Here is a 13373-nt window from a genome sequence, read left to right as displayed (position 1 = left end):
TTAAGACCTGAAATTTTCACATAAACCATGATAATCCCATTCAAATAATAATTTTATTAGTTGGGATTTTGTACTTTAGCACAAACTATTTTTAACCTTATTTCACCTATGGATTTGAACTTCAACAAAAACGAAGACCACAATAAACTTTTATTAAGTCAATTAAAACAAAATTTCTCTAAAGTAAAATTAGGTGGTGGTGAAAAACGAATTCAGAAGTTACATGCCGAAGGTAAAATGACCGCTAGAGAGCGTATCGATTATTTACTTGATCCTAAAGCAAAATGTATCGAAATTGGTGCCTTTGTAGGTGAAGGAATGTATGCTGCTTATGGTGGATGCCCTTCTGGTGGTGTAGTCGTTAAGATTGGATACATCAAAGGAAAACAATGTATTGTAGTGGCTAATGATGCAACAGTAAAAGCCGGAGCATGGTTTCCTATTACTGCTAAGAAAAATCTACGTGCACAAGAAATAGCCATGGAAAACAGACTGCCAATTATTTATTTAGTAGATAGTGCAGGTGTATTTCTACCATTACAAGATGAAATTTTCCCTGATAAAGAACATTTTGGTCGCATATTTAGAAATAATGCCCAAATGAGTAGCATGGGAATTACCCAAATTTCAGCTATAATGGGAAGTTGTGTTGCGGGTGGCGCGTATCTCCCTATAATGAGTGATGAAGCTATAATAGTAGATAAAACTGGAAGTATATTTCTTGCAGGAAGTTATTTAGTAAAAGCAGCTATCGGTGAAAGCATCGATAATGAAACGCTGGGCGGAGCAACAACACATTGCGAAATCTCAGGTGTTACCGATTATAAAGCCAAAGACGACAAAGACGCCTTAGACAAAATAAAAAATATAGTTGACAAAATAGGTGATTTTGACAAAGCGGGATACAGTCGTATTAAAGCTGTAAAACCGGCATTAGATGAAAAAGAAATCTATGGTATTCTACCAAAAGCGCGAAATGAACAATATGATATGATGGAAATCATCAATCGTTTGGTTGACAATTCTGAATTCGAACCATACAAAGATGGTTATGGTCAAACCATTATTACTGGATATGCACGAATTGATGGCTGGGCAGTTGGAATAGTTGCTAATCAACGAAAAGTAGTAAAAACTAAAAAAGGAGAAATGCAATTTGGCGGTGTCATCTATTCTGATAGTGCTGACAAAGCCACTCGTTTTATAGCCAACTGCAATCAGAAAAAAATACCCTTAGTTTTTGTACAAGATGTTACCGGTTTTATGGTAGGGTCCAAATCAGAGCAAGGCGGTATTATTAAAGATGGTGCAAAAATGGTTAATGCCGTTAGTAACTCTGTTGTTCCTAAATTTACTGTAATCGTTGGAAACTCTTACGGTGCAGGAAATTATGCTATGTGTGGAAAAGCATACGATCCAAGACTGATTTTTGCATGGCCAAGCGCTGAATTAGCAGTTATGGGCGGAACTCAAGCTGCAAAAGTATTGGCACAAATAGAAGCTTCTTCGCTTAAAGCAAAAGGAGAAACCGTAGATGAAGAAAAGGAAGCCGAATTGTTCAATAAAATCAAAGCTCGCTATGACGAGCAAACTTCCCCTTATTATGCTGCCTCTAGACTATGGACTGACGCTATTATTGATCCACTAGACACTAGAACTTGGATTTCTATGGGTATAGAAGCGGCAAACCACTCTCCTATTGAAAAACAATTTAATCTAGGTGTCATTCAAGTATAATATAGTACTGGCTCTCCGTTTTTATTTAAAAAAAATAATTCCCTTTCTAGCTAAAAACGGAGACCTAAACAAACACTATGAAAAAATTATTTACTTTAGTCTTTGTCTCCATATTGTTTATTCAATGTGCTTCTATCAAAAAGCACAATAGTCATTTGAATGATTTAATCTCGGCAAAAGATTTAAAATCAGATGTAGATTTTACATATAAAAAACTGCAGCAACTACATCCTGATTTATATGAGTACATCACTAAAAAAGAATTGGACTCGAAATTCGACAGTCTTAAAACAACGATTCGAAAACCCATGACAAGTTTAGCATTCTACAAAAAATTAAGTCCTGTAGTTGCTGCTATTAGACAAGGTCATACTTTTGTTTATGCTCCAACAAAACTAATGAGCAAAAAAGTGACTAAGGCTATTACAAAAAAAGGAACTGGACCGTTTTCACAATTTAATTTTGATTTTATAAATGATAAATTATATGTCGTTAAAAATAAATCAGACAATAAAACCATAAAGCCTGGGACTGAGGTTGTGTCAGTAAATGAAGTAAAACCCATAAATTTAATTGAGGAGTATAACACTTTTTATAGCTCGGATGGTTATAATACCACATTAAAAAAACGCTATTCAGGCAAACGTTTTTCTTCTTATTTTACTATAGAAAATGGATTAAAAGATAGTTTAAATTATGTTTTCAAAATTAATGATAGCCTAAAAAAAATAACCATACTAAGACACCAAGAAGATACAACTAGTAATTCCCTAAAAAAAAATAAACTAAAAAAAACAGCATTTAATCATGCTAAAAGAAAAGTCATCCGAAAGAAAAAAAGAGTTAATGGCTACAACAAAACCGAAAATATATTTAATAGAAATTTACGTTTTATTGAAAAAGACAGCAGTATTGCCATACTGAAAATAAATAGTTTTAAACTGGGGGATTTTAGAACTTTTTACAAAGAAAGCTTCAATAAAATAGACCGGTATAAATCAAAAACATTGATTCTTGATCTAAGAGATAATGGCGGAGGGAGATTAAACGAAATAGTTAATTTATATACCTATTTAGCCGATTCCTCATTTGTATTTATAGATGAATCAGAAGTAGTTTCAAAATCGAGCTTATTAAAAGGTGCTTATTTCAGCGAAGGTACATTTGTTGAAAAAATTATCAAAACCATTTATTCACCTCTACTTTATGGCTATTTATTTCTTACGGTGCACAAAGGACAAAACGGAAAAAATTATTATGCAACGCAAACAAGGCTTCATAAAATCAATAAAGCTGCATTTAAAGGAAAAATATATGTACTGATTAACGGAGGTAGTTTTTCGGCCTCCAGCATTATTTCATCCAATTTAAAGGGATCAAAAAGAGCCACTTTTGTAGGACAAGAAACGGGTGGTGGATATAACGGAACTGTAGCTGGATTTATGCCTAAAATAAAACTCCCTAAATCCGATATAAAAATCCGAATTGGTTTAATGTTGTTTGCGCCCCATTATAAAACAGATCAACACGGGCACGGTATTTTTCCCGATCAAGAAATAATACCAACCCTGCAAAACAAAATAGAGGAAATTGATGTTGAACTCAACTGGGTTTTAGAGGATATTAAAAAACAGAAAACAAAACATAATTAACACTGATTTACAGCTAGTTGCATTATTATTTCATAACTTTATATACCCAAATAGCAATCTAAAACATAATAATATGTTTTTCTTTTACACTCTTTTTCATTTTTAAAATGAAAAGAAATTACTTAAAAATTATAATGATTTAAAATTATAAGTAAGATGAAAAAGATTCCGATTCTATTGTTAAATGTATTGCTTATGACCGTACAGTCTGTTGTTGCGCAGGCCATAACTCCAGATAGCACCTCACCCAAAAAGGACAAAAAAATACATTGGGAATCAGGCATAAACCTTTCAGTACCTGTACACGTACAAATGTATCGTTCCCATAGGTTTGAAATTGGTTTGAATTTAAGGGCTTGGAGAAAAATTTCACCCAAATGGGACCTGGGAATTAAATTCGATTATGACTATTGGCTTGTCAAAAAAAATCCACCAGTACTAACACCCGAAAGTTCTTTAAGCGATAGAGCATTATACAGTAACTTTAGCATCTTTTCATTGAAAGCAAATACACAATATAGTCTCACCAACAAGTGGTATTGGGGAGCAGAATCTGGTATAGGCTATGCGCTTTCGGATGCAGACGGGAGGTTTGGACTTGGTTTTGTATCTGAATTTGGTGGTCCACAACGCTTTGGAATTTCCTCGAGCTTCTATATTGGGAGGTATTTCTTCCTTTGTAACCAAAAAAATAAATTAGGATTATCTATTGATTTCACACAATATTTAGCTCATGGGCATGCAGAGAACAGCCTTGGCTTGAAAGTAAAATACCGCTTCATTCATTAAGTAACTAGAATTTATATAGTATTATAGAACAAATAGAAACGATGCACTAAAAACCCCAATTTTCTATTTCAAACTGAAGGAAATTTATAGGTCTAAAAACACATTTTTACACTTAAAATCAGTAACTTAGTGTAGTATTTTTAAACTATCGCAATATGAATAATGTAAAACAACTAAATAAATGGGCCAATGCGCACACTTATTTAACTTTAGATTTAGTACGAATTGCACTTGGAGTATTTTTGTTTACAAAAGGTATTTCCTTTATTACAAATATCCAGTATCTAGTAGATTTAATTTCTCCAATTGATCGAATTGGTGGTGGAATGTTTCTAATTCATTATATTGCTCCTGCCCATATGATAGGAGGTATTATGATTGTATTTGGTTTGTTAACGAGGTGGGCTATAATTGCACAATTACCTATCCTGATAGGTGCCATTGTTGTCAATTTTATGGGAGAAATGCATTCTCAAAATTTATTATTGGCGCTACTTATATTAGTAGTATGCTTATTTTTCTTGTTTTATGGAAGTGGCAAGCACTCCGCTGACTATTATTTTAAAATGCAAAAGTGAATCTATAAAAAAAAGCATTATGAATTATCATAATGCTTTTCTTTTATAATAGAATAAAGGCTTTAAAAACAAGCCTAAATACTTTCTAACATTTCTTTCCTTTTTATTTTTCCGTTTTCGGTTTCCATAAATTTAGAAACATAAAAAACATTTTTGGGTTTTTCATATTTATCCAATCCGTCAAAACTCAATTCGACTGCACTGTCTTTTTCTCCTTCTATGACCAAAACTAATTTTTCACCTAGAATGGTGTCAGGAATTCCACCTAAAAAAAAGCGAGAATGAATTTCGTTAGCTAATTTTTCCTCAATTTGTTCTGGAATTAATTTTATTCCTCCACTATTGACTACATTATCAATACGTCCTAAAAACACAAATTGCTTTTCATTTAAAATTTCGACTAAGTCATTGGTAACAATAAGTTCTTCCGATATTTTTGGTGCATCAATTACTAAACAATTTTTCTCGTTTTGAGAAATTGAAATATTCGGCAAAATAGAAAAAGCGTTCTCCCCCACTTTTTTGGCAGCAATATGAGTAATAGTTTCAGTCATTCCGTAGGTTTCATAAACTTGAGTCTTCCCTTTTAATAGACTTTTTTCAAGAGACTTGCTCATTTTAGCGCCACCCACTATCATTTTCTTCACATTTTTTAAGCCAGCCAAAGAATTTTGAGCTTGTAAAGGTACCATTGCCACAAAATCATATTTGGTTTCATTCTTAGTCAACGGATGTGAGTTTGGTTCCACAAAATCAATATCAAGTCCTAAAATAAAACTTCGAACTAGCATCATTTTACCCGCAATATACTTAGTTGGCAAACAGTATAATGCTTTATCTCCAGGACTTAATTCAAAGAAATCACCTGTTGCTAAAGCCGAATTAACCATTGTTTGCTTATTTGTTCTAATAATCTTAGGTGCACCTGTAGTTCCCGAAGTTTGTAAATCAATGTACGATTTCTCATCAAACCAATCGAGCAAAAAGTCTCCAATCGATTTTTCAAATTCATCTCCTTCTTTTATCAAACAGTAAGATACACGGCATAAATCTTCTTTATTCAAATGATAACCATTCAATTTGAACTGATTATGCACGTTTTTATAAGTTATTTTTTTCATTACTAGTATGTTGTTTATAAGATGTTTGTTTCCTTATTTAATTCAATCTTTCCAGTTAATTTTTCTTTCCAGTCAGACCAATTGTATTTTCTACTAAAGATATATAAAAGTAATGGGTAAATAACTATTACTGGTAAGATAACATCGATTCCCGCTTTTGGTTCCGAAATATCTTTAAAAATAGAATTCGTTTGAAAAGCAGACCAATCTGAGGTAACTAATAATGCACTAATTAAATTATTTGCTGCATGGAAACCCAATGCCAATTCCATTCCTTCATCCATCAATGTAAGTATTCCTAAAAATAAACCGGTACCTATGTAATAAATAAAGATGATATTTCCCATTTTAGAGACTTCCGGATTCGATAGATGCATTGCTCCAAAAATAACAGAAGTCATCATTAATGGGAACCATTTGTTCTTCGCTAAATTAGCAAATCCTTGCATTAAATATCCTCTAAAAACATATTCCTCTGTACTAGTTTGAATAGGAATTAAAAGCGCTCCAATCACTACTAAAATAGCAAAAGGGACAGGTTTAAAATTGAAAACAAAATTCTCAGGGCTCGTGTAATAAAAAATTAAAGTAGAAGCAATTGTAAAAATAGACCAGATTGAAAAAGAATAAAAAAATCGATTCCAATCCATTTTTTTTCTTGAGGTAGTTATGGAAAGCATGGTTTGATTGTGAAGATACCGTACCACAAAATAAATCCCAATTAAAGTAAAAACAAACGAAATTAGGATTAAAAACAAAGTGAGATTAGGCTCAAAAAAACGCATTATATCTTCGTTATTTGACGGATAAGCCTTACCATTTATCATTACTTCATATAAAAGTCCAACTAATAATGGAATTTGCCCCACAAAAGAGGTCACTATAATTAAAGTAGAACCTACTAAATATTTCCAAAACTTATTTTCTGAATTAACACCTTGCTCTATAAACATTTATTTAATTTAAATATGAGTATAATTAGACTATCAAAGTCTATTTTTGTCAGTCGAAAATACCTTTTTTATTTTAATATAGACTAAAAAACAAAAATAAAACAAATGATACAAATATACCATAACCCTCGTTGCGGAAAATCAAGAAATGCATTAGCACTGGTAGAAGAAACAAAACAAGAATATGAAGTTATAAAATATCTAGAGCAACCACCTACTTATCCAGACTTAGTTTTACTATTAAAAAAGCTTCATTTAAAACCACTAGAATTAGTACGCCAAAAAGAAAAAATTTGGATTGAAAATTACAAAAATAAATCTATGACTGACGAATCAATAATTAATGCCATGGTATCAAACCCAATTCTTATTGAAAGACCCATCCTTATAAAAGGAGATAAAGCAATCATTGGCAGGGACTTAGAGAAAGTTAACCATTTCCTGTAGCGGGAAGCTTTTTTATTTAACAGTTTTTTATGATTTACCATTTAAACCAAATGCAATTTTTGCAATCAAATTGCCATAATCTAAACTAAAAACTAATGCGTTATCAATTAAAATATTATTTGACCCTCACCTTGTTCTTCACATTTTTACTGAATTTTGCACAACAAAGACCAGCTGGTCCAGCTGGAGCCGAAATGCCTAAAATAAAAATCACAGGAACTGTTATTGAGAAAATAAGTAAGCAACCGCTAGAGTATGCAACTGTTACTTTTATTAACTCAAAGAATGCAAAAGTGATTGCTGGAGGAATTACAAACACAAAGGGAGAATTTAATATCGATGTATTCCCAGGAATGTACACGATTAAAATTGAGTTTATTTCTTTTAAATCCATCGAATTAAAACAAACTTTAAAAGAAAATACTAGTTTAGGAACTATTTCTTTAGTTGAAGACGCCGCACAATTAAACGAAGTAGTTGTTCGTGCTGAGAAATCTACTGTCGAAATTAAGCTGGATAAAAAAGTATATAATGTAGGTCAGGATATGCTTGTAAAAGGAGGGACAGTAAGTGATGTATTAGAAAATGTACCTTCCGTTTCTGTAGATGTTGAAGGAAACGTTAGTTTAAGAGGTAGTGATAATGTTAGAATTTTCATCGATGGACGTCCTTCAAATGCTCTAAATATGGCTGAGGCTTTGCGCCAAATTCCAGCAGACGCAATTGATAAAGTGGAAGTAATTACAAATCCATCGGCACGTTATGATGCTGAAGGTGGTGCTGGTATCTTGAATATCATCCTTAAAAAGGGAAAAAATCAAGGTTTAAACGGAACCTTTATTGCCTCTACAGGAATTCCAGAAACCTATGGTTTAAGCGGAAACTTAAATTATAAAACAGAGAAAATGAATTACTTCACAACTACTGGTTATAATTATAGAACTAATGAAGGTGGTGGAAAAACAAACTCTCAATATTTCAATTCGGATGGTTCTACTAATAAATTCATTGATGAATCTCGCGATACACAAAGAATCAGAAAAGGAATTACAACCAAAACTGGTGTAGAATGGTCGATTACTCCAAATACGTTTTGGACAAACTCTATTAGCTATCAAAATAATACGGGAAGTACAGAAGACTTAGTGAACTATAATAATTTTGATGCCAATAAAATTTTTACTTCAAAAAGTTCTCGTTTAAATAGTGGAAACACAACTGGAAAAGACTTTGAATATTCTTCGAATTTTATTAAAAATTTCAATGATAAAGGGCATAAACTAACAGCTGACGCATCTTATTCTAGAGAAAATGATATCGATGATTCCGCAATCAATGGTATTAACGAAACATTCCCTGATCAAAACACGTATAGTACTACTTATAATGATGCAATACAAAAACAATATCAAATTCAAGCGGACTACGTTTTACCAATAGGAGAAGGAAGCCAATTTGAAGCTGGATACAAAGGAAACTTTAACAATCTAAACAAAGCCTTCGATATTTTCTCTGATGATGGTAGTGACCTTGGAAATCTTTTGTCAAATACATTAGAGTATAAAGAAAAAATTAATGCGCTGTACACACAATACGGTTTCAAGGTAAACAAGTTCTCTTACTTATTTGGTTTACGTTGGGAAGACACCAATATTGATGTTAACTTACTTGATACCCAAGAATTCAACAATAAAAAATACAATAAATTTTTCCCTAGTGCATTTGTCAATTATGAAGTTTCAGATCAAAGTAGCTTATCTTTAAGCTATAGCAAACGTTTATCTAGACCAAGAGGTAGATTCTTAGACCCTACTCCTAACATTTCAAGTAATATTAATATTTTTAAAGGAAACCCAGATTTAAATCCTTCATTAACGGATAAATTTGATTTAGGCTACATCAACCGTTGGGATAAAGTAACCTTAAATACTTCCATGTATTTTGAAAACACCACTGATGTATTTTCATTTGTACGATATGAAAGTGGAGAGTTTGTAAATGGTACTCCAGTGATTCTGAGCACTCCAATTAACATTGGAAAAGAGCAAAAAATTGGTTTTGAATTTACTTTAAACTACAACCCAATTAAAGCTTGGAAAATCAACAGTAGCTTCAACTTATTTAATACTAAAACAACAGGAGATTTTCAATATACAAATTCACAAAATGTAGTAGTAACTCAAAACCTAGATAACCAAGCAACCTCTTGGTTTACCAGAGTGAACTCTCGTTTAACATTACCCTACAAAATTGATTGGCAATTAAGCGGAATGTACTTTGGACCTAGTAAAACAGCTCAAGGTAAAAACCTAGGTCAATACGGTATCAACACCTCATTTAGTAAAGATATACTAAAAGACAAAGGAACGATTGCCTTCAATGTTAGTGATATTTTCAATACCCGAAAAATGAGATCCGAGACTAACTTACCTAGTGTAAGCAATTACAGTGAATTTCAATGGAGAAAAAGACAATTCAATTTATCATTCACTTACCGAATCAATAAAAAGAAATCGGATAGAGATAAAAATGCTCCGAAAAATGGTGAAGAAGAAGGCGGTGGATTTCCAGGATAAAAGCAAGATTAAGGACTCATGAAAATGGGTCCTTTTTTTTTTATTATAACAATACAACATTGTCCCTATTTATAAAATAATCCATAAAGCTACAATCTAAAAACACAATTTTAGGCATAAAAAAAAGGACTCGCAAAAACGGGTCCTTTTTTTATGTGTCAATCAAACTAAACTGATTGCTCTTTCTTTGCTTTTCTTTTCTCTTTATATGCTTCCCAAGTTGCTCCACCTACCCAATAGGATACGAAACCAACTAAAAAAAACATTAACCAAAATCCTAATGTAAGGATTGATAAAAAAAGTAAAAAGCCTAAATACTGTGAAAATTCAAACATGTTTTCCGGAATTTTTGAATGTAAGTACAAATGTATGTTTATTATTTTTTCTTAGCAATAAAAAAACAAATCAATTTTCATAAATTAGTATTTATACGTATTTTTGAGCTCAATTTTAGGAGCTATTCCCGCTATTCGTTACAATCTTACATGCCAAACAATGGCATATAAGGATTTTCACTACTATCGGGGCTAGAAAACAGAATGCAGTGCAACTAAATCAATTTTCAACATAACACAAATAAATAATAAAATGAAATTCAGAATAGAAAAAGACACCATGGGTGAAGTGCAAGTTCCAGCTGATAAATATTGGGGTGCACAAACAGAACGTTCTAGAAACAATTTTAAAATAGGACCATCTGCTTCCATGCCAAAAGAAATAGTAGAAGGTTTTGCCTACCTAAAGAAAGCAGCAGCTTATGCTAACTGCGACCTAGGAGTCCTTCCTGCTGAAAAAAGAGATGCGATTGCAGCTGTTTGTGATGAAATTCTTGCTGGGAAATTAGATGATCAATTTCCATTAGTAATTTGGCAAACAGGTTCTGGTACACAAAGTAACATGAACGTTAATGAAGTTGTAGCTAATCGTGCTCAAGTTTTAAAAGGATTTGCAATTGGTGAAGGAGAGCAGTTTATTAAAGCTAATGATGATGTAAACAAATCACAATCATCTAATGATACTTTCCCTACAGGAATGCATATTGCAGCTTACAAAGCGGTTGTAGAAGTTACAATTCCTGGAGTTGAAAAATTAAGAGACACATTACATGCTAAAGCAACTGAATTCAAAAATGTGGTAAAAATAGGTCGTACACACCTTATGGATGCCACTCCACTTACAGTAGGTCAAGAACTTTCAGGATATGTAGCACAATTAAACTATGGTTTAAAAGCAGTTAAAAATACTTTAGCACATTTATCTGAAGTTGCTTTAGGAGGAACTGCTGTAGGAACTGGACTAAACACACCTGCAGGATACGATATAAAAGTAGCCGAATATATTGCTGAATTTACAGGTCATCCATTCGTAACTGCCGAAAATAAATTTGAAGCTCTAGCAGCTCATGACGCTATTGTTGAATCACATGGTGCTTTAAAACAACTGGCTGTTTCATTAAATAAAATTGCTAATGATATTCGTATGTTAGCTTCTGGACCTCGTTCGGGAATTGGTGAGTTAATCATCCCAGAAAACGAACCTGGTTCTTCCATCATGCCAGGAAAAGTAAACCCAACACAATGTGAAGCGTTAACAATGGTATGTGCTCAGGTAATGGGTAATGATGTGGCAATCACTGTTGGTGGAATGCAAGGTCATTATGAATTAAATGTATTCAAACCAGTAATGGCGGCAAACTTCTTGCAATCAGCACGTTTATTAGGAGATGCATGTACCTCATTTGACGAACACTGTGCTCAAGGTATTGAACCTAACTACAAACGTATTAAAGAATTAGTTGACAATTCATTAATGCTTGTTACGGCTTTGAATACAAAAATTGGATATTACAAAGCAGCTGAAATTGCTCAAACAGCTCATAAAAACGGAACTACTTTAAAAGAAGAGTCAGTACGTTTAGGGTATGTTACTGCCGAAGATTTTGATGCATGGGTAAAACCAGAAGATATGGTAGGAAGCTTAAAATAATTATAAATTTTGATTTATAAATCAAAAACCCTGAAATGATAAAACATTTCAGGGTTTTTGTTTATTAACATATATGCAATAAGGACAACATTCAATACTAACTACTTCCCATCAACATAATCTTGTAAATAACTAAATCTTGGAGTCAGTTTTCCTTTTTCGGTCATTTTGGCTCTTTCAAGAATACCCTCTTTATCGCTATCAAAAAAGGCAGGAATAACATGTTCCATAAACATAGTTCCAAAACCTTCACTGGCATCTTTTGGCAATTCGCAAGGCAAATTATCAACGGCCATAACTACAATAGCAGCAGGGTGAAAAACATCCACTTCTTTATGCTCCGATGGTAAATAACCATATAAAGGCTCTGCTATAGTTGAAGCTCTAAGAGTAGATGCTATAGGTCCATTGATATCACAGGAAACATCACCAATTACTTTTATCTTACAGTCCTTTGCTTGAAGCATTTCTTTTGTCAGAATATCTGGTGCATCATTCCCATGAAAATGACCAGTAATTAAAATTTCAGATACTTTAGTGAATCGCTCAAAATCTCCTATATATTCTTTAGGATTATCGTAAAAATCTTTACAATTTAGTACTTGTCCGTCAATACGTTTATTATAATCTAATACATCAATCTGAGTATAAACAGCTTGTGCATACTTTTTAGATAAGAAATTTTCAACCGAAACCTCCGTGATTTTTATAGCATCCAGCACTTCTTTTATTCCCCCTCCTACTTTACCGCTTCCGGTAACAACAAATTTAATGGGTGGGAAAATAATCCGTTTCAATTGTCTAATTAACTCCTCTTTACCTGAAAGTGTCTCCGCTTTTGGTAATTTAAATAATTCAAATTTGATTCCAAAAGCACGAATCGTATTATAAGCACCAACTATTCCAGCATATCTACCAAAACCAATCAATCTGCGATTTTCGGCATCTACTATTGTTTCATGATCATATAAATCAATACTTTTTTCTAGAACTGTTTGTAATAATTTTTTATTGTAAGGCTGCTTCTTTATCGTATGTGAAAAAAAGAAATAGGATTTATTAGGGATTAGATTTTCAACAGGAACTTCTTTAACTCCAAATAATACATCACAATCGCTTATATCATCAGTAACTTCAATTCCTAATTTTTTATATTCTTCATCAGAAAAAATTCTAATATCTGAACTTTCTACTTTTACAATTGCATCTGGATAAAGTTGCTTTAATTGAACTAACTCACTAGGAGAAAAAACGACTCTTCGATCAGGTGGGCTTTTTCTTTCTTTTAAAATTCCGAATTTCATATCTTAGTTTTACATGTATTATTATAACTTTAATCAATGTTATTGTTACAAATATAACAATTTAAACAACATTAAGTTGGGTTTTATAAAAAAAATTAAATCCTAAAAAATTTTAAAAGCTGAGGTCCAAAACAATAGAAAAACAGTTCTAAAAACTTTAATAAAATACTGTTAACGTTTGCTAAAAAAAGGGACTAAAGGGATTGATTCCATATATTTGCCTTTCTAGC

The 13373-nt window shown here is 32.4% G+C and carries 11 protein-coding genes; 7 read left to right on the top strand and 4 right to left on the bottom strand.

Annotated elements, in window-relative coordinates; translation table 11 throughout:
- Window positions 1–108: 108 nt before the first annotated feature.
- The 4 genes from AB3G39_RS08040 to AB3G39_RS08025 all read left to right on the top strand — a co-directional run bounded on the left by AB3G39_RS08040 (window position 109) and on the right by AB3G39_RS08025 (window position 4756).
- Window positions 109–1737: an acyl-CoA carboxylase subunit beta gene (locus AB3G39_RS08040; RefSeq protein ID WP_369752160.1), complete on the top strand. Its 1629-nt coding sequence runs from the start codon at window positions 109–111 to the stop codon at window positions 1735–1737.
- Window positions 1738–1814: 77 nt separating this feature from the next.
- Complete coding sequence (locus AB3G39_RS08035) at window positions 1815–3389, top strand: S41 family peptidase (protein WP_367770834.1); 1575 nt, start codon at window positions 1815–1817, stop codon at window positions 3387–3389.
- A gap of 156 nt (window positions 3390–3545) precedes the next feature.
- Window positions 3546–4178, top strand: a complete 633-nt coding sequence (locus AB3G39_RS08030) for a hypothetical protein (protein ID WP_369769805.1) — start codon at window positions 3546–3548, stop codon at window positions 4176–4178.
- 155 nt (window positions 4179–4333) lie between these two features.
- Entirely contained in the window at window positions 4334–4756 is a 423-nt protein-coding gene (locus AB3G39_RS08025) for a DoxX family protein (RefSeq protein WP_367753998.1), read from the top strand.
- 74 nt (window positions 4757–4830) lie between these two features.
- Here the strand turns inward: AB3G39_RS08025 and AB3G39_RS08020 are convergent, their stop codons facing one another.
- Both AB3G39_RS08020 and AB3G39_RS08015 read right to left on the bottom strand, forming a co-directional pair.
- Window positions 4831–5877, bottom strand: a complete 1047-nt coding sequence (locus tag AB3G39_RS08020) for an AMP-binding protein (RefSeq protein WP_369769804.1) — start codon at window positions 5875–5877, stop codon at window positions 4831–4833.
- 14 nt (window positions 5878–5891) lie between these two features.
- The gene (locus AB3G39_RS08015) at window positions 5892–6830 is read right to left on the bottom strand and encodes a lysostaphin resistance A-like protein (RefSeq protein WP_369764770.1); all 939 of its coding nucleotides are present in this window, start codon (window positions 6828–6830) and stop codon (window positions 5892–5894) included.
- A 105-nt stretch (window positions 6831–6935) separates the two neighbouring features.
- Here AB3G39_RS08015 and arsC point away from each other — a divergent pair, with 105 nt between their 5' ends.
- Together arsC and AB3G39_RS08005 are read left to right on the top strand one after the other, a co-directional pair.
- Complete coding sequence (gene arsC, locus AB3G39_RS08010; RefSeq protein ID WP_369764769.1) at window positions 6936–7277, top strand: arsenate reductase (glutaredoxin); 342 nt, start codon at window positions 6936–6938, stop codon at window positions 7275–7277.
- A 95-nt stretch (window positions 7278–7372) separates the two neighbouring features.
- The gene (locus AB3G39_RS08005; protein ID WP_367770848.1) at window positions 7373–9853 is read left to right on the top strand and encodes a TonB-dependent receptor domain-containing protein; all 2481 of its coding nucleotides are present in this window, start codon (window positions 7373–7375) and stop codon (window positions 9851–9853) included.
- Between the two features lie 167 nt (window positions 9854–10020).
- On the opposite strand, the gene AB3G39_RS08000 is transcribed toward AB3G39_RS08005, so the two are convergent.
- Window positions 10021–10188 carry a hypothetical protein gene (locus AB3G39_RS08000; RefSeq protein ID WP_367754008.1) on the bottom strand — a complete coding sequence of 56 codons (168 nt, stop codon included), beginning with the start codon at window positions 10186–10188 and terminating at the stop codon, window positions 10021–10023.
- A 253-nt stretch (window positions 10189–10441) separates the two neighbouring features.
- On the opposite strand from AB3G39_RS08000, the gene fumC reads away from it, so the two are divergent.
- A complete protein-coding gene (gene fumC / locus AB3G39_RS07995) occupies window positions 10442–11839 on the top strand; it encodes a class II fumarate hydratase (RefSeq protein WP_369764768.1) in 1398 nt (465 codons plus the stop codon).
- 101 nt (window positions 11840–11940) lie between these two features.
- Here the strand turns inward: fumC and AB3G39_RS07990 are convergent, their stop codons facing one another.
- Window positions 11941–13143: an NAD(P)-dependent oxidoreductase gene (locus AB3G39_RS07990; protein ID WP_367770854.1), complete on the bottom strand. Its 1203-nt coding sequence runs from the start codon at window positions 13141–13143 to the stop codon at window positions 11941–11943.
- Window positions 13144–13373: the final 230 nt, after the last annotated feature.

Origin of the sequence: Flavobacterium sp. WC2416 (assembly GCF_041200095.1) — a bacterium.
Classification (GTDB): Bacteria; Bacteroidota; Bacteroidia; order Flavobacteriales; family Flavobacteriaceae; genus Flavobacterium.
The sequence above is the reverse complement of the archived record's forward strand: the minus strand, read 5'-3'. Positions and strand labels throughout refer to the sequence as shown.